Annotated in this window: 20 protein-coding genes; 13 read left to right on the top strand and 7 right to left on the bottom strand. The window is 71.0% G+C overall.

The window, feature by feature from the left end; translation table 11 throughout:
• The first annotated feature begins 25 nt into the window (after positions 1 to 25).
• The 3 genes from M1P99_RS07065 (at position 26) to M1P99_RS07055 (ending at position 3,147) form a co-directional block, all read left to right on the top strand.
• Positions 26 to 1,261 (top strand): M20 family metallopeptidase, encoded by a 1,236-nt coding sequence (locus tag M1P99_RS07065; RefSeq protein ID WP_304451853.1) that lies wholly within the window; start codon positions 26 to 28, stop codon positions 1,259 to 1,261.
• Positions 1,262 to 1,420: 159 nt separating this feature from the next.
• Positions 1,421 to 2,518 carry an adenosine deaminase gene (locus M1P99_RS07060; RefSeq protein ID WP_304451852.1) on the top strand — a complete coding sequence of 366 codons (1,098 nt, stop codon included), beginning with the start codon at positions 1,421 to 1,423 and terminating at the stop codon, positions 2,516 to 2,518.
• Positions 2,518 to 3,147 (top strand): PH domain-containing protein, encoded by a 630-nt coding sequence (locus M1P99_RS07055; RefSeq protein ID WP_304451851.1) that lies wholly within the window; start codon positions 2,518 to 2,520, stop codon positions 3,145 to 3,147. Before M1P99_RS07060 ends, M1P99_RS07055 begins: the two co-directional genes overlap by 1 nt.
• 1,029 nt (positions 3,148 to 4,176) lie before the next feature.
• Here M1P99_RS07055 and M1P99_RS07050 read toward each other — a convergent pair.
• A complete protein-coding gene (locus M1P99_RS07050; RefSeq protein ID WP_304451850.1) occupies positions 4,177 to 5,001 on the bottom strand; it encodes a purine-nucleoside phosphorylase in 825 nt (274 codons plus the stop codon).
• Between the two features lie 233 nt (positions 5,002 to 5,234).
• Between M1P99_RS07050 and M1P99_RS07045 the strand changes: the two genes are divergently transcribed.
• From M1P99_RS07045 to M1P99_RS07035, 3 genes are all read left to right on the top strand, one after another.
• Positions 5,235 to 6,617: an NAD(P)H-quinone dehydrogenase gene (locus tag M1P99_RS07045; protein WP_304451849.1), complete on the top strand. Its 1,383-nt coding sequence runs from the start codon at positions 5,235 to 5,237 to the stop codon at positions 6,615 to 6,617.
• A gap of 114 nt (positions 6,618 to 6,731) precedes the next feature.
• Positions 6,732 to 7,121, top strand: coding sequence for a zf-TFIIB domain-containing protein (locus tag M1P99_RS07040; protein WP_304451848.1), 390 nt, complete (start codon positions 6,732 to 6,734; stop codon positions 7,119 to 7,121).
• Positions 7,122 to 7,128: 7 nt separating this feature from the next.
• Positions 7,129 to 7,779, top strand: a complete 651-nt coding sequence (locus M1P99_RS07035) for an AAA family ATPase (protein WP_304451847.1) — start codon at positions 7,129 to 7,131, stop codon at positions 7,777 to 7,779.
• Positions 7,780 to 7,851: 72 nt separating this feature from the next.
• Here M1P99_RS07035 and M1P99_RS07030 read toward each other — a convergent pair whose 3' ends face one another.
• Together M1P99_RS07030 and M1P99_RS07025 are read right to left on the bottom strand one after the other, a co-directional pair.
• A complete protein-coding gene (locus tag M1P99_RS07030) occupies positions 7,852 to 9,099 on the bottom strand; it encodes a chemotaxis protein CheA (protein ID WP_304455610.1) in 1,248 nt (415 codons plus the stop codon).
• 187 nt (positions 9,100 to 9,286) lie between these two features.
• Positions 9,287 to 10,759, bottom strand: a complete 1,473-nt coding sequence (locus tag M1P99_RS07025) for a dicarboxylate/amino acid:cation symporter (protein ID WP_304451846.1) — start codon at positions 10,757 to 10,759, stop codon at positions 9,287 to 9,289.
• A gap of 485 nt (positions 10,760 to 11,244) precedes the next feature.
• On the opposite strand from M1P99_RS07025, the gene M1P99_RS07020 reads away from it, so the two are divergent.
• On the top strand, positions 11,245 to 11,859 hold the full coding sequence (locus M1P99_RS07020; RefSeq protein ID WP_304455609.1) for a Uma2 family endonuclease: 615 nt from the start codon (positions 11,245 to 11,247) through the stop codon (positions 11,857 to 11,859).
• 56 nt (positions 11,860 to 11,915) lie between these two features.
• On the opposite strand, the gene M1P99_RS07015 is transcribed toward M1P99_RS07020, so the two are convergent.
• The 3 genes from M1P99_RS07015 to M1P99_RS07005 all read right to left on the bottom strand — a co-directional run bounded on the left by M1P99_RS07015 (position 11,916) and on the right by M1P99_RS07005 (position 15,605).
• Positions 11,916 to 13,688, bottom strand: coding sequence for a biotin carboxylase N-terminal domain-containing protein (locus M1P99_RS07015; RefSeq protein WP_304451845.1), 1,773 nt, complete (start codon positions 13,686 to 13,688; stop codon positions 11,916 to 11,918).
• An 85-nt stretch (positions 13,689 to 13,773) separates the two neighbouring features.
• Positions 13,774 to 13,998, bottom strand: a complete 225-nt coding sequence (locus tag M1P99_RS07010; RefSeq protein ID WP_304451844.1) for an acyl-CoA carboxylase subunit epsilon — start codon at positions 13,996 to 13,998, stop codon at positions 13,774 to 13,776.
• Positions 13,995 to 15,605, bottom strand: coding sequence for an acyl-CoA carboxylase subunit beta (locus tag M1P99_RS07005; protein WP_304451843.1), 1,611 nt, complete (start codon positions 15,603 to 15,605; stop codon positions 13,995 to 13,997). Before M1P99_RS07005 ends, M1P99_RS07010 begins: the two co-directional genes overlap by 4 nt.
• Positions 15,606 to 15,857: 252 nt before the next feature.
• On the opposite strand from M1P99_RS07005, the gene M1P99_RS07000 reads away from it, so the two are divergent.
• Complete coding sequence (locus tag M1P99_RS07000) at positions 15,858 to 18,503, top strand: phosphoenolpyruvate carboxylase (RefSeq protein WP_304451842.1); 2,646 nt, start codon at positions 15,858 to 15,860, stop codon at positions 18,501 to 18,503.
• Positions 18,504 to 18,591: 88 nt separating this feature from the next.
• Here M1P99_RS07000 and M1P99_RS06995 read toward each other — a convergent pair whose 3' ends face one another.
• A complete protein-coding gene (locus tag M1P99_RS06995) occupies positions 18,592 to 19,215 on the bottom strand; it encodes a Uma2 family endonuclease (RefSeq protein WP_304451841.1) in 624 nt (207 codons plus the stop codon).
• A gap of 129 nt (positions 19,216 to 19,344) precedes the next feature.
• Between M1P99_RS06995 and M1P99_RS06990 the strand changes: the two genes are divergently transcribed.
• From M1P99_RS06990 to M1P99_RS06970, 5 genes are all read left to right on the top strand, one after another.
• Entirely contained in the window at positions 19,345 to 20,244 is a 900-nt protein-coding gene (locus tag M1P99_RS06990; RefSeq protein WP_304451840.1) for a biotin--[acetyl-CoA-carboxylase] ligase, read from the top strand.
• A gap of 76 nt (positions 20,245 to 20,320) precedes the next feature.
• A complete protein-coding gene (locus M1P99_RS06985) occupies positions 20,321 to 20,851 on the top strand; it encodes a PH domain-containing protein (RefSeq protein ID WP_304451839.1) in 531 nt (176 codons plus the stop codon).
• A 143-nt stretch (positions 20,852 to 20,994) separates the two neighbouring features.
• Positions 20,995 to 21,987, top strand: coding sequence for an adenylate/guanylate cyclase domain-containing protein (locus M1P99_RS06980; protein ID WP_304451838.1), 993 nt, complete (start codon positions 20,995 to 20,997; stop codon positions 21,985 to 21,987).
• A gap of 110 nt (positions 21,988 to 22,097) precedes the next feature.
• Positions 22,098 to 22,733, top strand: coding sequence for an MBL fold metallo-hydrolase (locus tag M1P99_RS06975; protein WP_304451837.1), 636 nt, complete (start codon positions 22,098 to 22,100; stop codon positions 22,731 to 22,733).
• Between the two features lie 188 nt (positions 22,734 to 22,921).
• On the top strand, positions 22,922 to 23,488 hold the full coding sequence (locus M1P99_RS06970) for an XRE family transcriptional regulator (RefSeq protein WP_304451836.1): 567 nt from the start codon (positions 22,922 to 22,924) through the stop codon (positions 23,486 to 23,488).
• The last annotated feature ends 64 nt before the right edge of the window (positions 23,489 to 23,552 follow it).

Here is a 23,552-nt window from a genome sequence, read left to right as displayed (position 1 = left end):
ACGTGAACGAAGAGGGGACCCTCGCATGCAGGGACGTGACCTGCCGGAACAGTTGACCGCTTTTCTGGCGCGCCATGAGCGGGAGTTCACCGGCTTCCGCCGGGATCTGCATATGCACCCCGAGCTGGCCTTCGCGGAACACCGCACCACGGGGCGGATCGCCGAACGGCTGCGCTCGGTCGGGCTGGAACCCAGGGAGCTCCCCCAGGGGACCGGGCTGGTCTGCGACGTCGGCTCCGGTTCCGGCCCCCTGGTCGCCCTGCGCGCGGACATCGACGCGCTGCCCCTCTCGGACGAGAAGGACGTGCCCTACCGCTCCACCGTCCCCGGCGTCGCCCACGCCTGCGGACACGACGTGCACACCACGGTCCTGCTGGCGACGGGGGTCTTCCTCGCCCAGCAGGCCCGGGCGGGCGCCCTGCCCGGCCGCGTCAGGCTCGTCTTCCAGCCCGCGGAGGAACTGCCCGGCGGTGCCGTGGAGGTGGTCAACGCGGGGGCGCTGGAGGGCGTGGACCGCATCTTCGCCCTGCACTGCGACCCGCGCCTGATGGTCGGGAAGGTCGGGCTGCGCTCGGGCGGCATCACCGCCGCCTGCGACCAGCTCATGGTGCGCCTCTCCGGGCCCGGCGGGCACACGGCCCGCCCGCACCTGACCTCCGACCTCGTCTACGCGATGGGCAAGGTGGTCACCGAACTGCCCGCCGCGCTGTCCCGGCGCATCGACCCCCGTGCGGGCTTCAGCCTGGTGTGGGGCCGCATCAGCGCCGGTTCGGCACCCAACGTCATCCCCGACGACGCCGTCGCGGAGGGGACCGTGCGCTGCCTGGACGACGAGGCATGGCACGCGGCCCCCGACATCGTCAAGGGCCTGGTCGAGTCGGTGGCCAGCGCCTACGGCGCCGAGGCGGAGGTCACCTACCGCCGGGGCGTGCCCCCCACCATCAACGAGTCGGGCAGCGTCGAGATGATGCGCGAGGCGGTCACGCTCGCGCTGGGCTCCGACGCGGTCTCGGCCACCCCGCAGAGCCTGGGCGGGGAGGACTTCGCGTGGTACCTGGAGCACGTCCCGGGCGCCCTGGCACGGCTGGGCACGCACTCCCCGGACTGGGAGGGGCCGATGCTGGACCTGCACCGCGGCGGATTCGACGTGGACGAGCGGGCCATCGGCGTGGGCACCCGGTTCATGGTGACCACGGCACTGACCGCACTGTGGGGGGCCTCCCGTCCCAAAGCCGGCGTGGACGACCAGGCCCTCGCCTGAGGCGGCCGATCCACCAGGGGGGACGCCCGGCCACCCGCGCGAGACAGCGCATAGTACGACACCGCGGCACGGGCGCCCCACCTCGGCTTCTGCCGTATTTTCGGCAACTTCACCCCGGCGTGGCGGAGGGGACGGCGGCCAGGTGGCATCCTGAAACGCATGAACCAGCCACTCACCATCGAGCAGATCCGTCGGGCGCCGAAGGTCCTCCTGCACGACCACCTCGACGGCGGCCTCCGCCCGTCCACCGTCGTCGAACTGGCGGCCGAGACCGGTTACACCGGCCTGCCCACCAACGATCCCGCCGAACTGGGCGTGTGGTTCCGCGACGCGTCGGACTCGGGGTCGCTGGAGCGCTACCTGGAGACCTTCGCGCACACCACCGCCGTCATGCAGACCCGTGAGGGCCTGGTCCGGGTCGCCTCCGAGGCCGCCGAGGACCTGGCCGCCGACGGCGTCGTCTACGCCGAACTGCGCTACGCGCCCGAGCAGCACCTGGAGGGCGGCCTGACCCTGGAGGAGGTCGTGGAGGCCGTCCAGGAAGGGCTCGAACTGGGCGAGAAGCGCGCCGCCGACCGCGGCCGCAGCATCCGCACCGGGCAACTGGTGACGGCGATGCGCCACGCCGCGCGGTCCTCCGAGATCGCCGAGCTCGCGGTCCGCTACCGGGACGCGGGCGTGAGCGGTTTCGACATCGCGGGCGCCGAGGCCGGGAACCCGCCGACCCGCCACCTGGACGCCTTCGAGTACCTGCGGAGGGAGAACTTCCACTTCACGATCCACGCCGGCGAGGCGTTCGGCCTGCCGTCGATCTGGGAGGCCCTCCAGTGGTGCGGGTGCGACCGCCTCGGCCACGGCGTGCGCATCATCGACGACATCACCGAGAACGAGAACGGCGTGCCCGTGCTGGGCCGGCTCGCCCAGTACGTGCGCGACAAGCGCGTGCCGCTGGAGATGTGCCCGAGCTCGAACGTGCAGACCGGCGCGGCCGAGTCCATCGCCGAGCACCCGATCCGGCTCCTGCACGACCTGCGCTTCCGCGTCACGGTCAACACCGACAACCGGCTGCAGAGCGGGACCAGCCTGTCGGAGGAGTTCGCCAAGCTGTCCGAGGCGTTCGGGTACGGCTGGGACGACCTGGAGTGGTTCACGGTCAACGCGATGAAGTCGGCGTTCCTGCCCTTCGACGAGCGGCTGGCCCTGATCAACGGCATCATCAAGCCGGGCTTCGCGCAGTTGAAGTGGGCGACCGACTGATGGAGCCGACCAACCCCACGAGCCACTACTCCGCGCCCACACGCGTGCTGGCGGCGGCGTGGATCGTGGTCGCGGTGCTCCTGCTCCTGGACGTGCTGTTCCGGGGGGAGGGCCGCCAGGCGTGGATCGCCGGCGCCGTGCTGACCGCCAGCGTGGCCGTGGTCTACCTCGTGTGGCTGCGGCCGCGGGTGGCGGTCACCGAGCGGGGGCTGCGGGTGATCAATCCGCTGCGGGAGACCTTCGTGCCGTGGGCCGCGGTCCAGTGGGTGGACGTCACCGACGTGCTGCGGGTGCACACGAGGCGGGCGATCGTGCGCTCGTGGCCGCTGCGGGAGACCAAGCGCGCCAAGGTCCGCGACAACATGCGCCGCGACGCCGGCTTCCTCGACCCCGACGACGACGAGGATCCCGCGCGGATGCGGCCGGTGGACCTGGCCGCGCGGCAGTTGCGCCAGGACGCCGAGCGGTACAAGACGCGTCCGCTGACCGGGCCGATCAAGGACGTGGACGAGGCCGGTCCCGCCGCGCTGGGCGCCGAGGACGCGCCGCAGACCATGGTGCCGGTCGAGGTGATCGTGATCCTGACCGCGACCGTCGTGACGGTCGTGGGCGCGGTGCTGTTCGCCTGAGCCGACGGACCCCGACCGGACCCGGCGCCCCTGAGGGCGGCCGGGTCCGTCGTCTTTCCACGGGTGGGTTGACGCACTCCTCGACATCTGGTTAGGTAAGGCATGCCTAAGGGAAATGGTTCCGAGCGGGCGGACTTCGCGCGGATGGCCACCCGCCCGAACCCCTTCCGAAGGCGACGCGCGCGGTTCAACTGAATATCGGTAGGAACGGTGTCGGGTTCGCGAGTCCAACGGGGTCTGCGGGGATCCTGCGCGACACGACACCACCAGCAGCACAGCCTTCGACCGAGCCACGGCCGGTGCCGTCCATCCCAAGGCCTCGGGGTGTACGCTCGCCACGCCGGTACCGGCCCGTCCGGTCGAAGGCTGTGTTGGTTCGGGGCGCTTGATGCCGGGTTGGGTTCGGGGCGCTTCACGCCGGGTCCTTCGTCGTCGACTCGCCTGGCTCGCAAGCTCGCTGGCGGCAACGTCTCCTCCTGCAGGCTCCGGCGCGCCCCTCACCCCTGTGTTTTCTTTGGGCCTCCGCTCGTGCCCGCACCGTCGCCCGCCACCACCCTCAACGGACGCCTGCGGCGCAGCCCTATCTGCTTTGGCCCGGATAGACCCCCTGGGGTCGAGGCCGCTTGAACGGCCTCCCTCTCACCCCCTGCACACCTGTTGGCTGGACGGCCTACATCCGCCCCCCTTGGGCGCAGGCGGCTGCACTCCCCTCCGAAACCCGAAGAGGCCGGACGTGTACATACCGGCTCTCGGCGCTACCGGGGGGGGCACGCTTGTGCCCACGGGACCCCTGGGGGTGAAAGGTGAGCGGTCCAACCCACCGGAACCACAGGGGGGTTGGTCGGGCCGAAGCGAGGAACGAGCGGAGGCCCAAGGCAAGCAGGGGGTGAGGGGCGCGCCGGGGCCTGCAGGAGGAGACGGGGCCGCAGCGAGGAACGAGCAAGGCAAGTCGACGACGAAGGCGCCGGTGTGAAGCGCCCCGAACCCAAGCGCCCCGAACCCAACCCGAACCCAACCCAACCCAAAACCCTAGGCGGTCGACAACACGCGGTTGATGAGCGAGCCCAGGCGCGGGGCGCGCTGTTCCGCGACCTCCAGGGCCCGCTCGGACTCGAAGGGGTGGAACACCGCGCCCAGGGCGTCGTTGCTCACCATCGCCAGGGCCAGCACTTCGGCGCCCATCTCCACCGCGGCGATGGTCTCCAGCGCGATCGAGCGGCCCACCACGTCCGCGCCGGCCTGGCCCAGGACCTGTAGTTCGGCGGGGGTCTGCAGCTGCGGCCCGACCGTGGCCACGTAGACGCCCTCGGCGAGCGTGGCGTCGGCGTCGTGGACGATCTGCCTCAGTCGGGGACTGTAGGCCTCCGACAGGTCCACGAACGAGGCGCCCTTGAGCGGCGACGTCGCAGTGAGGTTGATGTGGTCGCGGATGACCACCGGCTGACCGGGCGCGATGTCGGCCCGCAGGGAGCCGGCCGAGCCTGTGAGCACGACCGTCCGCGCGCCCGCCGCGATGCCGGTGCGCACGGCGTGCGCCGTCTCGATCGCCTCGTAGCCCTCGTACACGTGAACGCGCCCCATGAAGACGGCGACGCGCTTCTCGCCCACCCACATGCTGCGCACCTTGGCGGAGTGCCCTGCGGCGGTGGGGGTGTGGAAGCCGGTGAGTTCGGTGGAGTCGAACTCGATGTCCGACGAGCCCAGCGTGTCCGCCGCGCCGGTCAGGCCGGAGCCGAGCACGACCATGGCGTCGAAGTTGTCCGCGCCGGCTCGCGCCAGCAGGTCCTTCGCGGCGGTGGCCGCCAGGGCCTTCGCCTCGTCGGTGGTCCGGGGCGGCTGCTCTGTTTCGCTCACAAGTCGGATGCTACCGCTGTGTAGTGGGATTGTTCCGGAACGCAACGCAGTGTGTCCGGAGTGCGGAATCGGGGCGAAGCACGGTGCGCGGACGCCGGGGTGGCTGAGGTGGGCACAGGTCCCCATAGACGACAATGGAGGCAACCGATACATCCAGGTGGCGCCCCGCCATGCCCGAATGTCACCCGGACCGGGAACGGGCCAGGGGTAGCCCGCAGAGGGAGTGAAGCAGCGTGACGAAGGTCGTGATCATCGGGGGCGGACCCGGGGGCTATGAGGCGGCGCTGGTCGCCGCACAGCTCGGCGCGGACGTGACGGTGGTGGACCGCGACGGTATCGGCGGCGCCTGCGTGCTCACCGACTGTGTGCCCTCCAAGAGCCTCATCGCCACCTCGACCCGCACCACGTACGTGCGCGAGGCCGACATCCTCGGGATCAACATCCCCTCGGTCCACGAGGACAAGGCCGAGGTCGAGGTCGACATCTCGCAGGTCAACCCCCGTATCAAGGACCTCGCCCAGGCTCAGTCCGATGACACGCGCAAGCGGCTGGTCAAGGAGGGCGTGAAGGTCGTCGAGGGCGAGGCCCGCCTCGTGGACCCGCACATCGTCGCGGTCGGCGAGCAGCGGCTGCGCGCCGACGTCGTTCTGCTGGCGACCGGAGCCCACCCGCGTGAGCTGCCCACCGCCAGGCCCGACGGTGAGCGCATCCTCACATGGCGCCACCTCTACGACCTGGACGAGCTGCCCGAGCGGCTCATCGTGGTCGGGTCGGGTGTGACCGGCGCCGAGTTCGCCAGCGCCTACCAGGCCCTGGGCTCCGACGTGACCCTCGTCTCCTCCCGCGAACGCGTCATGCCCACGCAGGACGCCGACGCCGCCGAGGTCCTGGAGGAGGTCTTCATGCGCCGCGGCATGACGGTCCTCAGCCAGACGCGGGCCGAGTCGGTCCAGCGCACCGACGACGGCGTCCTCGTCACCCTGTCCGACGGCCGGACGGTCGAGGGCAGCCACTGCCTGATGACGGTCGGCATGATCCCCAACACCGAGGGCCTGGGGCTGGAGGAGGCCGGTGTCCGGCTGGCGCAGGGCGGCTTCGTGGAGGTCGACCGGGTCTCGCGCACCACCGTCCCGGGCGTCTACGCCGCCGGGGACTGCACGGGCGTCAACATGCTGGCCTCGGTGGCCGCCATGCAGGGCCGGATCGCCATGTGGCACGCCCTGGGCGAGGCCGTGTCCCCTCTCAAGCTGTCCACCGTGGCCTCCACGGTGTTCACCCACCCGGAGCTGGCGGCGGTCGGTGCCAGCGAGGACGACGTCCGCAGCGGCCGTATCGACGGCCGGTCGGTCACCCTGCCGCTGAACACCAACCCGCGCGCCAAGATGAACGAGGTCAAGGACGGCTTCGTCAAACTCATCTGCCGCCAGCACACGGGCATCGTGCTGGGCGGCGTCATCGTCGGTCCGCGCGCCAGCGAGCTCATCCTGGCCGTGTCCGTGGCCGTCCAGCAGCGCCTGACGGTGGACGACCTCGCGCACACCTTCGCGGTGTACCCGTCGCTGTCCGGCAGCGTCACCGAGGCCGCCCGCTCGCTCATGCTCGCCTCCCCCGAGTAGCCCCGAGCCTCCGACCGCTCTGGAACGACGGGGCTCTCCGTGTGCGCGGCCAGGACGTCCACGGCGGGCCCCGCCCATATGCGAAACGGATACCGAAGGCCGTAGGATCCGGTCATGATCTGTCCCAAGTGCCAAGGCCACATGCGTACCTTCGACCGGCACGGCGTCCACATCGAGCGTTGTGAGGGCTGTCAGGGCATCTTCCTGGACCGGGGAGAGCTGGAGGCCATCGCCAACGCCGAGCAGCGGCACTACGGCGTCGTCCCGCCCGACCCCTCCGCGCCCCCGACTCCGCCCCCGCCGCCGCCCGCCTACCCGGCCCAGGGCGGCTACCCGGCCCAGGGGGGCTACCCGCCTCGCGGTGGCTACGGCGGCTACAAGGACTCCCCGCGTCCCTACGGCGGCTACAAGGACTCGCCCCGCCCCTTCGGCGGCTACAAGGACTCGCCCCGACCCTACGGCCGGAAGCGGCGCAAGAGCTTCCTCGAAGACCTCTTCGACTGAGGCGGCGGTGCATCCGCTGATCTGTACGCACTGCGGTGCGTGGAACGACGTCCCCGACACGAGTGCGGGGGCGTCGGTCCTGTTGTGCGCGGACTGCGGCCGGACCCGGCCCTTCCAGCGGCGACCGCTGTACTGCGTGTCCGGTCCCAGCGGCACCGGGAAGTCGACCATCGCCGGGCTGCTGCTGGAACGGCTCCAGGACCGGTTCGTCGTCCTCGAACAGGACCTGCTGTGGGTGGGCGGGCTGCGCGATCCCGCCGACGACCACCGCCTGTTCCGCTCCACCTGGCTGCGCACGGCCGCGATGGTGCAGCAGAACGGGCGTCCGGTCGTGCTGTGCGGGACGGTCGTCCCGCCGGAGTTCGAGCCGCTGCCCGAGCGGGCCCTGTTCACCGACGTGCACTACCTCGCGCTGACCTGTGATCCCGGGGTCCTGGCCGCACGGCTGCGGTCCCGTCCGGCCTGGCGCGGATGGGACGAGGAGCGCATCGCCGAGACGTTGGACTTCGCCGACTGGGTGGTGGAGGAGGCCGACCGCCTCACGCCGCCGCTGACCCTGTTGGACACCACCACGGCAGGGCCCGAGCACACCGCGGCCGAGGTCGCCGACTGGGTCGAGCGGCGGGACGCCGCGGCCGGACGGCGGTCCCCGGTGTAACGGGTGCTCCCGCGACACGACGACGGCCCCGGGAAGCCCCGGGGCCGCGTGCGTCATACGGGTGCGTAGCGGTCAGAAGTCGAAGCCGCCGAAGTCGCCGAAGTCTCCGCCGCCCATGTCGCCGCCACCGAAGTCGCCGCCCATGTCTCCGCCGCCCATGTCGCCGCCCATCATGCCGCCGCCGAGCATCGACCCCATCATGGAGCCCATCATCATGCCGGTGAACATGCCCATCATCATGTCCATCCCGAAGTAGCCGCCGGCGTAGGGCGAGTAGGCCGGGCCCGCGTCGTAGTAGGGCCGGCGCTCGCCGTCGACCTCGACCAGGCGCACGTCGGGCTGTCCGCCCGTGCGCACCGCCTGGGCACAGGCGTCGCACGCCGTGACCGACCTCGGGGAGCCGCCGGGAGGGGCCCAGTCGACGTCGGTGGTGGACGGGCCGTGCTGCGGATTGAAGAAGCAGGGGCCGCGCCGCGCGGGCACCTCCTCGCCGTTCATCCGCGCCCGGGTGGCCGTCATGTAGTAGCGGCCGTCCTCCAGCGCGCTGGTCACCATCCGCACCTGGTCGGGTTCCTGGATGGTGTCGAGCAGCGACTTGGCCTGGTCATAGGAGTCCATGGCCCGCGAGTAGTCGGTGCGGGTGTCGTCGTCGACCGCGGAGACGTCGATCTCCAGCCGCGCGACGTCCTCGCCCAGCCGGACCACGTCCTCTGTGGCCATCTGCTTGATCTCGGCGAGCTGTTTGGCCTTCTCTGCGGCGCGCTTCTTGCGCTGGTTGTAGACGAACCAGCCGCCGCCCGCGACGAGCAGCACGAGGACGGCGAGCAGCACGACGCCGGAGGTGACGCCCCCGGTGGGGGCCTCCTGCGTCTCGGCCGCGGCCTCGGGCATCGCCGTCAGGGTGTCGATGGGGTTGGGCGGGTCACCGCCGTTGGCGAGGGACTCCGCGCGGATCGCGTCGGTGTCCTCGATGTTGGGAGAGACGACGAAGAAGTTCTCCGAACCGGACAGCACCCCGTACACGCCGTCACCGACCTCGTCCATGACGGGATTCATGAACTCTTCCACCCCGGCGGCGGACGTGGCGTTGCCCTCCGGGACGAAGACGTAGTACACGGGGACGTCCGCCTCGGCCGAGGCCGACTCCAGGGCTCCGATGTCGGAGTCGGGGACCGTGGTGATGCTGGGATCGATGAAGACACCGTCGTTCTCCAGCTCGTCGACGATGTCCTGTGTCGGGGGCAGCCCGTCCTGGGTGTCCGCCGCGGCGGGCACCACCGAGGCGGACACCACCGCCGCCGCGAGTCCGGCGGTCAGCACTGTGGGTGTTACCAAGCGGCGCAACATGTCGTTCCTCTCGCCTCCCTCGTCCAATAGGGACGAACGAGGCACCTGGACAGTTCCCGTCGCCGTCAGTGTCTCACCGTACGGACACGCGCGACGGCCCGCCGGAGGAGTCCGGCGGGCCGTCGCGGTCGTGTCGGGACGGGCCCCGTGTCGAGCGGGGTCAGGCCGTGCCGGACCCGGCCGTCTCCTTCTTCTCGGACGTCCCGGACGCGGTGGCGCCGGGGTCCTCGTCCGCGGCCCCGGCGGCCTCGGCGTCGGTACCGGTCCCGGCCTGGACGGTGTCCGGCTCCTCGTCGAGCGGCACGAAGCCGGTCACGCCGCGGGGGGCGTGGTAGCGGGCCACGTCCATGATGCCCTCGCGCTTGGCCACGATGGCCGGGATGAACGCCTGACCGGCCACGTTGGTGGCGGTGCGGCCCATGTCCAGGATCGGGTCGACGGCGAGCAGCAGGCCGACGCCCTCCAGGGGCAGGCCCACGGTGGACAGGGTCAGGGTCAGCATGACGGTCGCGCCGGTGGTGCCCGCGGTGGCGGCCGAGCCGATGACCGAGACGAACACGATCAGCAGGTAGTCGGTGATCCCCAGGTCGATGCCGAAGAACTGGGCGACGAAGATCGCCGAGATCGCCGGGTAGATCGCGGCGCACCCGTCCATCTTGGTGGTCGCGCCGAAGGGCACCGCGAACGCGGAGTAGTGGCGGGGGACGCCGAAGTTCTGCTCGGCGACCCGCTGGGTCACGGGCAGCGTGCCCATGGAGGAGCGGGACACGAAGCCGAGCTGGGCGGCGGGCCACACACCCGTCAGGTACTTGAGCGGGGAGAGCCCGTTGGCGAGGGCGAGCAGCGGGTAGACGACGAACACCACGAGGGCCAGGCCGACGTAGATGGTGACGGAGAACTGTCCGAGCGCGCCGATGGTGGTCCAGCCGTAGCTGTAGACCGCGTTGCCCAGCAGGCCGACGGTGCCGATCGGGGCCAGGCGGATGACCCACCACAGGGCCTTGAGCACGACGTCCAGGGCCGAGGCGGTGAAGTTGATGAAGGGCTCGGCGGACTTGCCGACCTTCACCGCGGCGATGCCCAGGACCACGGCGATCACGATGAGCTGCAGGGCGTTGAACGACAGCGAGGTCGACAGCGAGCCGTCGTCGGCGGCCGAGGTGCTCGCGGCCAGGCCGAGGAAGTTCGCCGGGACGATGCTCTCGATGAACGCCAGCCAGGAGCCGGTGGTGCTGGGCTCGGCGGCGGTGGAGGCGTCCACCGCGCTGTTGAGGCCCGGGCGGAAGACCAGGCCGAGCGTGATGCCGATCGCGACCGCGATCAGGGCGGTGATGGCGAACCACAGCAGCGTCTTCCAGGCCAGCCGGGCGGCGTTGGCGACGTTGCGCAGGTTGGCGATCGAGGAGATGACGGCGAGGACGATCAGCGGCGGCACGATCGTGCGCAGCAGGGAGACGAAGGTCGAGCCGACGGTCTGCAGGGTGACGGCGAGCCAGTTCGGCTCACCGTCGCCGGTGGTGCCGAGCTGGAGGGCGACGACGCCCAGGAGGAGGCCGAGGACCAGGCCGGTCAGGACCTGGGCGGCGAACGGGAAGCGTGGACGCTTGCGCTTGACGGTGGTCTGCGCGGACACGGCAGGTGACTCCATTGGTGGTGGAAGGCGGCCGGGCGCGGGTGAACGACGGCGCGGTCGGCGCCGTGGGACGGAAGGGCCCGGCTCAGGGGATGGGGCGGATCACCGCGGGAGGGTGATCTGGGGGTGGGTACGGGTGTGCGGCGCGCAGCCCGGACGGGCGCGCGTGGACCTAGCTACACGCGTGGCTGTCGAAGCGGCACAGGTCGATGTGCCACCTTCGCGTCAGTCCCCAGATGTTCGTCACAATGGAGAACAATAACCGTGGTTCCTTATTTGTTCCATACGGTCATGGGATGAATCTTAGTGCCAGGGGTCCGCAGCGCCCGTGTGGCGGGCGTCCTGGCGCCAGAGGGCCACGGGAGTGCGGCGAGGATCACCCTCGGCGCGACCTCGGGTGAGACAATCCAGGAAAACACCGTGACGGGGTGACAGAGATGGCTACCGTGGGCGACGAGAACGATCCGACGACCGGAGGCAGCGACATGTCTGTTCCAACCGTGGCCGAGCGCCCGGTCTCCGAGTTCGGCGAGGTGAGGCTCCCCATGCCCCCGCAGGAGGGTTTCACCGCCGACGACCTCGACCGCATCCCGGATCTTCCGCCGCACACCGAACTCATCGACGGAAGCCTTGTACTCGTGAGCCCTCAGAGGCTGTTCCACATGCTGTTCCTCGAACTGTTGGGAGACGAGCTGAAGGCTCACGCCCCCAGCGGTCTTCGGCTGGGGAGGGAGTTCTCGGTCAAACTCGCCGAGCGCCAGCGGCCGGAACCGGACCTGATGCTGGTCAAGAGGGACGCCTTCAAGAAACTGGGCCAGACATGGTTTCCGCCCGATGCAGTGGAACTCGCGGTGGAGGTGGTCTCGCCGGAGTCGGAGATCAGGGACAGGGAACGTAAGCCTGAGCTCTATGCCCGTGCAGGAGTCCCTTTCTTCTGGAGAGTCGAGCAGGACGGGGACGACGCGGTGGTCTTCGAGTACGAGAAGGACCCGGCCAGCCCATCCGGCGACTACGGTCGGCCGACAGTCCACCGGGGGATACTCAAGACTTCCGCTCCCGTGAAGCTGGAGTTCGATCTGACCGACATCCTTCAGCGCTGACCTGGAACGTCGGAGGGGGAGGCACCGGTTTCCCGGTGCCTCCCCCTCCTGACGGGTTACGCGTCCTTGATCTCGCAGACCACCGCGCCGTTGCCGATGGTCTCGCCCGCGGCGATCTTCAGCCCGGTGACCGTGCCCGCCTTGTGGGCGGTCAGCGGCTGCTCCATCTTCATGGCCTCGATGACCACGACCGTGTCGCCCTCGGAGACCTGGGCGCCCTCCTCGGCGACCAGCTTGACCACGGTGCCCTGCATCGGCGAGACCAGCGCGTCACCGCTGACCGCGGCGGCGCCCGACCCGCCCTTGCGCGAGGTGCGCTTGCGGCGCGCACCGCCCGCCTGGCCCGGAGCCGCCGCGGCCGAGGCGCCCAGGCCCGCGGGCAGCACCACGTCCAGGCGCTTGCCGCCCACCTCCACGGTGACCGTCTCGCGCTCGGCCGCACCGGCCTCGCCGGGCGTGCCCGTCCACGGAGCGATGGTGTTGTCGAACTCCGTCTCGATCCACCGCGTGTAGACCCCGAACTCCTGCTCCGGGTCGGTCGGCGCGAACGCCGGGTCGGACACGACCGCCTGGTGGAACGGCAGGACCGTGGGCATCCCGCCCACGGTGAACTCCGCCAGCGCCCGGCGGGACCGCTGCAGCGCCTCGGTACGGGTCCGCCCCGACACGATCAGCTTGGCGACCATGGAGTCGAAGGCCTGCGGAACGGTGAAGCCCGCCTCGCAGCCGGTGTCCACCCGCACGCCCGGCCCGCCCGGCAGGGACAGCTCGGTGATGGTGCCCGGCGCGGGCATGAAGCCCCGGCCCGCGTCCTCGGCGTTGATCCGGAACTCGAAGGAGTGCCCGCGCACCTCGGGGTCGGTGAAGCCCAGCTCCTCGCCGTCGGCGACCCGGAACATCTCCCGGACCAGGTCCACGCCCGTGACCTCCTCGGTCACCGGGTGCTCGACCTGGAGCCGGGTGTTGACCTCCAGGAAGGAGATCGTGCCGTCCACCCCGACCAGGAACTCACAGGTGCCCGCGCCCACGTACCCGGCCTCGGCCAGGATGGCCTTGGACGCCGCGTACAGCTTCGCGTTCTGCTCCGGGCTCAGGAACGGGGCCGGAGCCTCCTCCACGAGCTTCTGGTGGCGGCGCTGCAGCGAGCAGTCCCGGGTGGAGACCACCACGACGTTGCCGTGCGTGTCGGCCAGGCACTGGGTCTCCACGTGGCGGGGCCGGTCCAGGTAGCGCTCCACGAAGCACTCCCCGCGCCCGAACGCGGTGACGGCCTCGCGCACCGCCGACTCGTAGGCGTCCGCGACCTCCGCCAGGGTGTGGGCGACCTTGAGGCCGCGACCGCCGCCTCCGAAGGCGGCCTTGATCGCGATGGGCAGCCCGTGCTCCTCGGCGAAGGCCACCACCTCCTCGGCCGACTCCACCGGGTCGGGCGTGCCGGCCACCAGCGGGGCACCGACCTTCTGCGCGATGTGGCGGGCCTGGACCTTGTCGCCCAGGGCCGTGATCGCGGACGGGGGCGGGCCGATCCAGGTGAGCCCGGCGTCGATGACGGCCTGGGCGAAGTCGGCGTTCTCGGCCAGGAAGCCGTAGCCGGGGTGGACCGCGTCGGCACCCGACTCGGCCGCCACGGCCAGCAGCTTGGCGATGTCGAGGTAGGAGTCGGCCGGGGTGGACCCGCCCAGGGCGTGGGCCTCGTCGGCGACCTTGACGTGCAGCGCGTCGAGGTCGGGTTCGGCGTAGACGGCGACGCTGCCCAGGCCGGCGTCGCGGCAGGCGCGGGCGATCCGGACGGCGATCTCGCCGCGGTTGGCGATCAGAACTTTACGCACGGTGGGAAATCCTCCTGCTGTGGCGTGGGACGGTCACACGCCGGACGCTCGACGAGTCGGTGCTGGGTTCGAGGGGCACGGGGCGTCACCGCAGGCTCCGGCGCCAGGCGCCGGGGCCGGGGTGCAGCCGGGTCCGCAGCCCCGGCGAGCGGTCCCGCCAGCCGGAGGCGGGCGCGGTGCGCACGGGTGCCTCGGCGGCCCCGGCCGCGGCCGCGCGTGCGCTGAGCACGGCGGTGAGCGCCGCGAGCTCCTCGGCGGTCGGTTCGCCCCGGACCACGACCAGGTGGGGCGGGTTCTCGTGCCCGGTCACAGCGGAATGTTCCCGTGCTTCTTGGGCGGCAGCTGCTCACGCTTGTTGCGCAGTGCCCTGAGCGCCTTGGCGACCTGGTCGCGGGTCTCGGACGGCATGATGACGCCGTCCACATAGCCGCGCTCGGCCGCCGCATAGGGGTTGAGCAGCGTGTCCTCGTACTCGCCGACCAGCCGCGTGCGCTCGGCCTCGACGTCGTCGGCCTCGGCCAGCGTGCGCCGGTGCAGGATGTTGACCGCGCCCTGGGCGCCCATGACCGCGATCTGCGCGGTCGGCCACGCCAGGTTGACGTCGGCGCCCAGGTGCTTGGACCCCATCACGTCGTAGGCGCCGCCGAAGGCCTTGCGGGTGATCACGGTGATGAGCGGGACCGTGGCCTCGGCGTAGGCGTACAGGAGCTTGGCCCCCCGGCGGATGATGCCGTCCCACTCCTGGTCGGTCCCGGGCAGGAACCCGGGCACGTCCACGAAGGTCAGGACGGGGATGTTGAACGCGTCGCAGGTCCGCACGAAGCGCGCGGCCTTCTCGGAGGCGTCGATGTCCAGGCAGCCGGCGAAGCTCATCGGCTGGTTGGCGACCACACCGACGGACTGGCCGTCCACACGTCCGAAGCCCACCACGATGTTGGTGGCGAACAGGGCGTGGACCTCCAGGAAGTCGCCGTCGTCCAGCACCGCCTCCACGACCTGCTTCATGTCGTAGGGCTGGTTCGCCGAGTCCGGGATGAAGGCGTCCAGCGCCAGGTCGGTCTCGGTCGCCTCCGCGCCCCCGGGGGACTCCGCGGGCAGGACCGGCACCTCCTCCAGGTTGTTGTCCGGCAGGTGCGAGAGCAGGGTCCGGACGTAGTCGATGGCGTCCTGCTCGTCGGCGCCCATGTAGTGGGCCACCCCGGACCGGGTGTTGTGGGTGCGCGCTCCGCCGAGCTCCTCCATCGACACGTCCTCGCCGGTGACCGTCTTGATGACGTCCGGGCCGGTGATGAACATCTGGGAGGTCTCGTCGACCATGACGACGAAGTCGGTCAGGGCGGGGGAGTAGACGTGCCCTCCGGCCGCCGCACCCATGATCAGGGAGATCTGCGGGATGACGCCGGAGGCGTGGGTGTTGCGCTTGAAGATCTCGGCGTACAGCCCCAGCGCGACCACCCCCTCCTGGATGCGCGCGCCGCCGCCCTCGTTGATGCCCACCACGGGGCACCCGTTGGTGAGGGCGTGGTCGAGCACCTTGCAGATCTTCTCGCCGTAGACCTCGCCCAGCGATCCGCCGAAGACGGTGACGTCCTGGCTGAAGACCGCGACGGGGCGTCCGTCGACCGTGCCGTGGCCGGTGACGACGCCGTCGCCGTAGGGGCGGTTGCGGTCCAGTCCGAAGTTGGTGGATCGGTGTCGGGCCAGGGCGTCGAACTCCACGAACGAGCCGGGATCGAGGAGTGCGTCGATCCGCTCGCGTGCGGTCATCTTGCCTTTGGCGTGCTGTTTCTCGACGGCTCGCGCGGACCCGGCATGGACGGCTTCATACCTGCGCCGTTGCAGGTCGGCGAGCTTGCCCGCGGTGGTGTGGATGTCGATCTCAGCCGCGGACAGCGGTTCAGGGGCTTCGTTGGCCATAACAGCTCAGGTTAGCCCGCGGGCGCCGACGGCCGGGCACCTGGCCCACGGTTTCCCGGGGGCCCGCACGGCGCGGTCCACGTGCGGCGACACCTCCGGGGCACACGCGGAATGGTCAGCCCCAGATCCGAAAACGGCGTGATCGAATGTTCATGGCGGGCTGGACGCAACAATTATTAACGTGTTGGTAAAACCGTCAAAATACACCCCCGCGCACCGGCCCACGTGCACGATCTCTGTATGGTCGGGCCTATGACAGCGGTAAGCGCAGAACGCGACAGTGCCCGACAGGAAGTCCCCGAGCAGCTCCGGAATGACGTCAAACTTCTCGGAGAGATGCTCGGAACGGTCCTCGCCGAAAGCGGCGGAGCGGACCTGCTCTCCGACGTCGAACGGCTCAGGCACGCCGTGATCGGTGCCCGGGACGGCGCGGTCACCACGGAGGAGATCACCGAGATCGTCGCGGCGTGGCCGCTGGAGCGCGCCAAGCAGGTCGCTCGGGCGTTCACGGTCTACTTCCACCTGGCGAACCTGGCCGAGGAACACCAGCGCATGCGCGCCCTGCGCGAACGCGACGACGCCGCGAACCCGCCCCGGGAGTCGCTCGCGGCGGCCGTGCGCGCCATCCGCGAGGCCGACGGCGGAGAGGAGCGGCTCGACGAACTGATCGCGGGGATGGAGTTCCACCCCGTGCTCACCGCGCACCCCACCGAGGCCCGCCGCCGCGCCGTCTCCACCTCCATCCTGCGGATCAGCGCCCAGCTGGACGCCTGGCACGCCTCCCACGAGGGCAGCTCCGCCGCCGCCGAGGCGCACCGGCGCCTGCTGGAGGAGATCGACCTCCTCTGGCGCACCTCGCAGCTGCGCTACACCAAGCTCGACCCGCTCGACGAGGTGCGCACCGCGCTCGCGGCGTTCGACGAGACGATCTTCGACGTCATCCCGCACGTGTACCGGACGCTCGACACGGCCGTCGACCCCGAGGGAACCGGTGTCCGCCCCCCGCGCGCGACCCCGTTCGTGCGCTACGGCACCTGGATCGGCGGCGACCGCGACGGCAACCCGTTCGTCACCGCCGAGGTGACACGCGAGGCCATGAACATCCAGTCCGAGCACGTGCTGATCGGCCTGGAGAGGTCCTGCGACCGCGTCGCGCGCACCCTCACCGCGTACTCGAACCTCACTCCGGCCGCCCCGGCCCTGCTCGACGCGCTCACCAGCGGCAAGGCGGGCCATCCCGCGCTGATGGCGCAGATCACCAGGCGTTCGCCCAACGAGCCGCACCGCCAGCTCCTGCTGCTGGCCGCGGCCAGGCTGCGCGCCACCCGTGAGCGCGACGCCGACCTGGCCTACCCGGACGCCGACGCCTTCCTCGCCGACCTGCGCCTGGTCCAGGACTCGCTCGTGGCGGCCGGCGCCGTCCGCCAGGCCTACGGCGAGCTCCAGCACCTCATCTGGCAGGCGCAGACCTTCGGTTTCCACCTGGCCGAACTGGAGATCCGCCAGCACAGCGAGGTCCACGCGGCCGCGCTCGCCGAACTGCGGGCCGGCGGACCGCGCTCGGAGCGCACCGAAGAGGTCCTGGACACCATCCGGGTGATCGCCTGGATCCAGGAGCGCTTCGGCGTGGAGGCGTGCCGCCGCTACATCGTCAGCTTCACCCGGTCGGCCGAGGACATCGAGGCCGTGTACGACCTGGTCGAGTACGCGCTGGGGGAGCGGCGGCGGATCGTCCTGGACGTCATCCCGCTGTTCGAGACCGGCGCCGACCTGGACGCCTCGCCGCACGTGCTCGACGGCATGCTCAAGCTGCCCCAGGTGCAGCGGCGGCTCGCGGAGTCCGACCGGCGGGTCGAGGTCATGCTGGGCTACAGCGACTCCGCCAAGGACGTCGGCCCGGTGAGCGCGACCCTGCGCCTGTACGACGCCCAGGCGCGCCTGGCGGCGTGGGCGGCCGAGCACGACGTGCGCCTGACCCTCTTCCACGGCCGCGGCGGCTCCCTCGGCCGCGGCGGCGGTCCGGCCAGCCGCGCCCTGCTCGCGCAGGCGCCCGGGTCCGTGGGCGGCCGCTTCAAGGTGACCGAGCAGGGCGAGGTCATCTTCGCCCGCTACGGCCAGGCGGCGATCGCCCGCCGCCACGTGGAACAGGTCGGCCACGCGGTGCTGATGGCCTCCACCGACGACGTGCAGGAGCGCGAGCGCGCCGCCGCCGAGCGGTACCGGCCCCACGCCGACCGCATCGCGGCCGCCGCCCAGGAGGCGTACCTGGAGCTCATCAACACCGAGGAGTTCGCGGTGTGGTTCTCCCGGGTCAGCCCGCTGGAGGAGCTGGGCGAGCTGCGACTGGGCTCGCGCCCGGCACGCCGCGGCGCCGCCCGCGGGCTCGGCGACCTGCGCGCCATCCCGTGGGTGTTCGCGTGGACGCAGACCCGCGTCAACCTGCCCGGCTGGTTCGGTCTGGGCACCGGCCTGGCCGCGGTGGAGGACCTGGACGTCCTGCGGGCCGCCTACCGCGAGTGGCCGATGTTCGCGTCGCTGCTGGACAACGCGGAGATGAGCCTGGCCAAGACCGACCGCACCATCGCCGAGCGGTACCTCGCGCTGGGCGGCCGTGAGGAGCTGAGCGAGCGCGTCCTGGCCGAGTACGACCGCACGCGCGACCTCGTGCTCAAGGTGACCGGTCACAGCCGCCTGCTGGAGAACCGCGCCGTGCTCTCGCGCGCCGTGGACCTGCGCAACCCGTACGTGGACGCGCTCTCGCACCTGCAGCTGCGGGCCCTGGAGGCCCTGCGCGGCGAGGAGGCCGACTCCCTGTCGGAGCAGGACCAGCAGCACCTGGAGCGGCTGCTCCTGCTGTCGGTCAACGGCGTGGCCGCCGGACTGCAGAACACCGGCTGACCGCTCGCGCGGAACCCGTGATCCGCTGCGCCCCCGTACCCGTCCGGGTGCGGGGGCGCCGTCGTGCCGTTCGTGGGACGGACTCCGGTCAGGCCGGGAACCCGGAGGTGTCCAGCGTGAGGTCGAACGGCTCGGGCAGGTGGATCTCCTTGCCGAACGGGACCTTGGTGATGTCGGTGTACCGACCGTCCTCGGGGCTGGAGAAGAGCGTGACTTCTCCACGCCCGGTGGTGAGGTCCCAGCGGTCCACCAGGAGATACAGGGGAATGTGTGCGTGCGCGTAACCCCGGAGCTTGGCCTTGCGGTCCCTGTCCGCCGTGCTTTTCGACGTGACCTCGACCACAAGGAGAGCGTCGGCGGCGGAATGCTCGTGGGCGCGGTCCAAGATCCGGCCCGGAAGGATCACCAGGTCCGGTATGTACAGACCGCCGTGTGCCGGGATGCGCAGGTCGATGTTCTGGTGAACAGTGCACTCGCTGATTCGGCTCCCGTCGCGGAACTTCTCGCGAAAGAGGCGTGTCTGGAGCTGGTCGATGATCTCGCTGTGTTCGTCCTCGGGGGGAGTGACGATGTGGATGTCGCCTTCGATGATCTCGGCCCGCCAGCCCTCGGGCAGGTCCAACTGTTCCCAGGCGCGCAACACGACTTCCCAGTGGGACGGCACGGTGTCCACCACTGTCTCCGCTTCTGCTTCCGCTTCCGCGATACTCATCTGCCGCGTCACCTCCGGTCACCGAACGTAGCAACCCACGATCATCGCTGTGCTGGTTTCAGGGTAACCGGGGGCCTTCCGGGGCACATCGGTTTCCGGTGCGGGTTCCGGCGCTGCTGTAATGGAGGCATGCCGAGTGACACCGAAACCTTCCCGCGCCCGCCCCTCGACGCCGAGGCGCTCAGCGCCGCACTCGTCCGGCCCGGCGGGATGTGGCGCGGCGTCGAGGTGGTGCCCGCCGTGGGATCGACCAACTCCGAACTGGTCGCCCGCTCCGGGCGGGGCGCACCGCACGGCAGTGTTCTGGTGACCGAGCACCAGACCGCCGGACGGGGTCGCCTGGGGCGCGTGTTCACCACGCCGGACCGGGCGGCGCTGACCTTCTCCGTCCTGCTGCGCCCCCGGGTACCGACCAACGCGCTGGGGTGGATCCCGGTGATCATGGGCGTGGCCGCGGTCGTGGCCGTACGGCGGGTGACCGGCGTGGCGGCCGTGCTGAAGTGGCCCAACGACGTCCTCGTCCCCGCCGCGGAGCGCGCCGGGGGCTTCGGGGACGCTGGGGAGGCCGGAGGCCACGGGATCGCCGAGAACGACGGCAAGCTCGCGGGCATCCTGTCCGAGGCGGACTTCTCCGCCCCGGACTCGCTGGGGGTGGTCGTGGGCATCGGCCTCAACGTCTCCCAGGACCGTTCCGAGCTGCCCGTGGACACCGCGGTCTCCCTCCGCGGGGAGGGCGCCATCGACCTGAACCGGGGCCGCCTGCTCACCGAGCTGCTGCGCGAGTTCGAGGAGCTCTACACCCCCTGGTCGGCCGCCGGCGGCGACGCCGGCGCGTGCGGCCTGGCGGCGGCCTACCGTGAACTCTGCGTGACCATCGGCCGTAGGGTCCGTGTCCACCTGCCCGGCGACGGACTCCTGGAGGGGGTCGCCGCCGGCGTCGACGGCGACGCCCGCCTGCTGGTCGACGGCCCCGAGGGGCGGACCGCGCTGAGCGCGGGCGACGTCGTCCACGTGCGTCCGGGGGGCTGAGGGCCTCCCCGCGGTTGTCCACAAGCGGCCTTCGGCGCCCTCCCGCGCCGGGGCGGCTTGTGCCATGATCACCGTTATGGCTATCGCGGACCGATATCTCTCCGACGACGAGGAACTCGTCCACGTCGTCCGCCAGCACTGGACCGTTCTGGTGGGCGAGTTCGTGGCGCTGCTGCTCATCGTCGCTGTCGTCGGAGCCGCGCTGTGGTTCGTCCCGTGGGACCAGGACTGGAGCCTGGCCGCGATGGCCGTGGTACTGGGCGTCGGGCTGGTCGCCGCGATCGTCTTCTGGCTCGTCCCCCTGCTCCAGTGGTCGACCACCGTCTACATCCTCACCAACCAGCGCCTGATGATGCGCGACGGCATCGTGTCCAGACAGGGGCGGGACATCCCCCTCAGCAGGGTCAACGACGTCTCCTTCGCCATCTCGCTCTGGGAACGCCTCATGCGGTACGGAACGTTGTCCGTACAGTCGGCGTCCGAGCAGGAGGGCATGGTCCTGCGTCGGGTGCCGAGACCCCAGTGGTTCCAGTCCGAGATCTACCGCCAGGTCAACGCCGTCCACACGGTCCGGAGACCGGACGTTCCCCCGGACTCCAGGGAATGACCGGCCGCCCCCGGTGAGCGCCCACCCCCTCGCGGGGAGTAACCGCGGGCGTAAACTGGTACGGAGCCGGTCCCGCACCGTCGGCCGGATGACGAAGTGCTCGCTCCCCACGACCGTGGGGACGGTCCTGTGAAAGAGAACGAATGCCGTCGCGTCCTGACCCGAAAGCGATCGAAACCGTCCTGCTCGGCGGTGAAGCGGTCTACACCAGGGAACAGGCGATCGAACTCGCCGGTGCCGAGCCCGAACTCGCCGGGCGCGTCTGGCGCGCTCTGGGCTTCCCCGCCCTGGGCGACGACTCCGTCATCTTCGCCGAGAGCGACGTCGAGGCCCTGCGCATCACCAACTCGCTCCTGCAGGAAGGCGTGCTGGACGAGGAGGGCGTGGTCCGCTTCGCCCGTGCCATGGGGCAGACGATGGCGCGGCTGGCCGACTGGCAGACCAGCATCCTGAGCACCCTCATCTTCAAGGACGGCGACACCTCCGCCGCCAGCCCGCTGATGAACCACGTCAAGGAGCTGCTGCCGGACGTCGAGCGGCTGCTGCTGCACATCTGGCGCCGCCAACTCGCCGCGTCCACCGCCCGCACGCTCGCGGTGATGTCCAACGGCGACGACGTCGTCCCCAACTACTACCCGCTGATCGTCGGGTTCGCCGACCTCGTCTCCTTCACCACCCTCAGCCGCGAGCTCGACGAGGTCGAGCTGGCCGAGGTCGTGGAGGGCTTCGAGGCCACCGCGGCGGACATCGTCGCCTCCGGTGGCGGACGCGTGGTCAAGACGCTCGGCGACGAGGTCCTCTACGTCGCCGACGCCCCCCAGCAGGCCGCCGACATCGCGTTGCGCCTGGCCTCGGGGGTCAAGACGCACGTGGAGGTGCCCGACGTCAGAGTCGGCGTGGCCTACGGTCCGGTCCTGACCCTGCACGGGGACGTCTTCGGCACCACCGTCAACCGCTCCAGCCGCCTGACCTCCTTCGCCCGGCCCGGCACCGTCCTCATCGACGACGCCCTGGCCGAGAGCCTCACCGACGACGACGATCTCCAGGTGGTCAAGGTCCGGGCGCGTCACGCGCACGGCCTCGGGCTCATCCAGCCCTACGCCCTGCGCCGCAACTTCGAGCCCGGCGGGCACTGAGGCGGGGATACGCGTGTGCGGGCCCGGTCCGGGAGATAAGGTCGACGTGGCAGGACCAGCAGGACTGGGGTATCTCCCGGTCATCTCCTCTGACGTCAGGTGGTGAACCCGTGCGTGACTCCTCCTCCGTCCAGCGCCTCCGGACCTCCGGCATCTTCAGCCTGGAGGGCGGCGAGTTCGACGTCGAGAACAACGTGTGGATCGTGGGCGACCGCGAGCACGCGATCGTCATCGACGCGGCCCACGACCACGAGGCCATCGCCCGAGGGCTGGGCGACCGCGAACTGATGGCCATCGTGTCCACCCACGGGCACAGCGACCACGTCGACGCGGCGGTCGCCCTGGCCGACCTCACCGACTCGCCCATCCTGCTCCACCCCGACGACGCCGAGCTGTGGCACCAGGTCCATCCCGCGCGGGAGCCCGACGCCCCCCTGCTGCACGGCGAGGTGCTGCGGGTCGGCGGCATCGAGCTGTCGGTCCTGCACACGCCGGGACACACCCCGGGCGGAGTGAGCCTGTACGCGGCCGACCTCGGCGTGGTCTTCACCGGCGACACGCTCTTCCCCGGCGGACCGGGGGCGACGGGTCAGCCGTTCTCGGACTTCCCCACGATCATCGCCTCCATCCGCGACCACCTCGTGGTCCTGCCGGGGGAGACGGTCGTCCACCCCGGGCACGGTGAGTCCACGACCATCGCCGAGGCCGCCGCCCACCTGGACGACTGGGCCTCCCGGGGCTTCTGACCCGGGTCACCTCCCGATGGTCGGCGCTCCCGCGCGACGGGCCGCGCCGCCGCCCCCATCCGTGTGAGCGATCCACTGGGCACGGTCCCTGACACGCCGCATGGCGTGCCAGGCTCACTGACTAAAGAAATCTGTACTGTCACCGAAGAGCATTGTCGCGATCGTAAAGAGCTGTTAGATTCACCACCGTGGTGAACGACGCGTCCTCCGCCGGTATCGGCGCCCGGCTCCGCCGCCGCAGGCGAGCCCTCCAGCTCACGCTTCGGGACGTGGCCGACCGGTCCGGACTGACCGAGGGCTACCTCTCGCAGATCGAACGCGACCAGGCCAACGCGAGCGTGCGCGCCCTCCAACGACTGTGCGCGGTCCTCAAGCTCAATGTCGGAGACCTCTTCGACCAGGAGGCGGCCTCGGCCAGCGCCGTCCTGCGCTTCCGCGACACCCGCGGCATGGCCTTCGGCGAGGGCGCGACCAAGGTCAAGCTCACGCCGTCCGCCTTCGACCACCTCGAAGTCCTCCTCGGCCACTTCACCCCGGGCGGTTCCACCGGAGTGGAGCCCTACACCCACGGCGACTCCGAGGAACTGCTCCTGGTCCTGTCCGGCGAGGTGGAGGTGCTGGTCGGCGACCAGCGCCACCGGCTCGGCGCCCTCGACTCCGTCCACTACCGCAGCAGCCAGTCGCACCGTGTCGTGGAGACGTCCGGACGCGACGAGGCCAGGGTGCTCTGGGCCATCGCCCCGCCCACGTACTGAGCACCGCGACCGGTTCGGCACGCGGTCACCTTCCGGCCGCCCGCCGTCCGGGCCGTCGGCGCAC

This window comes from Nocardiopsis sp. YSL2 (assembly GCF_030555055.1).
Classification (GTDB): domain Bacteria; phylum Actinomycetota; class Actinomycetes; order Streptosporangiales; family Streptosporangiaceae; genus Nocardiopsis.
The sequence above is the reverse complement of the archived record's forward strand: the minus strand, read 5'-3'. Positions and strand labels throughout refer to the sequence as shown.

Excerpts from the sequence above, each read along its gene's own strand:
- M1P99_RS07065 (WP_304451853.1), top strand. The coding sequence starts at position 26 with ATGCAGGGACGTGACCTGCCGGAACAGTTGACCGCTTTTCTGGCGCGC.
- M1P99_RS07060 (WP_304451852.1), top strand. The coding sequence starts at position 1,421 with ATGAACCAGCCACTCACCATCGAGCAGATCCGTCGGGCGCCGAAGGTC.
- M1P99_RS07055 (WP_304451851.1), top strand. The coding sequence starts at position 2,518 with ATGGAGCCGACCAACCCCACGAGCCACTACTCCGCGCCCACACGCGTG.
- M1P99_RS07040 (WP_304451848.1), top strand. The coding sequence starts at position 6,732 with ATGATCTGTCCCAAGTGCCAAGGCCACATGCGTACCTTCGACCGGCAC.
- M1P99_RS07020 (WP_304455609.1), top strand. The coding sequence starts at position 11,245 with ATGTCTGTTCCAACCGTGGCCGAGCGCCCGGTCTCCGAGTTCGGCGAG.
- M1P99_RS07005 (WP_304451843.1), bottom strand. The coding sequence starts at position 15,605 with ATGGCCAACGAAGCCCCTGAACCGCTGTCCGCGGCTGAGATCGACATC.
- M1P99_RS07000 (WP_304451842.1), top strand. The coding sequence starts at position 15,858 with ATGACAGCGGTAAGCGCAGAACGCGACAGTGCCCGACAGGAAGTCCCC.
- M1P99_RS06995 (WP_304451841.1), bottom strand. The coding sequence starts at position 19,215 with ATGAGTATCGCGGAAGCGGAAGCAGAAGCGGAGACAGTGGTGGACACC.
- M1P99_RS06990 (WP_304451840.1), top strand. The coding sequence starts at position 19,345 with ATGCCGAGTGACACCGAAACCTTCCCGCGCCCGCCCCTCGACGCCGAG.
- M1P99_RS06985 (WP_304451839.1), top strand. The coding sequence starts at position 20,321 with ATGGCTATCGCGGACCGATATCTCTCCGACGACGAGGAACTCGTCCAC.
- M1P99_RS06980 (WP_304451838.1), top strand. The coding sequence starts at position 20,995 with ATGCCGTCGCGTCCTGACCCGAAAGCGATCGAAACCGTCCTGCTCGGC.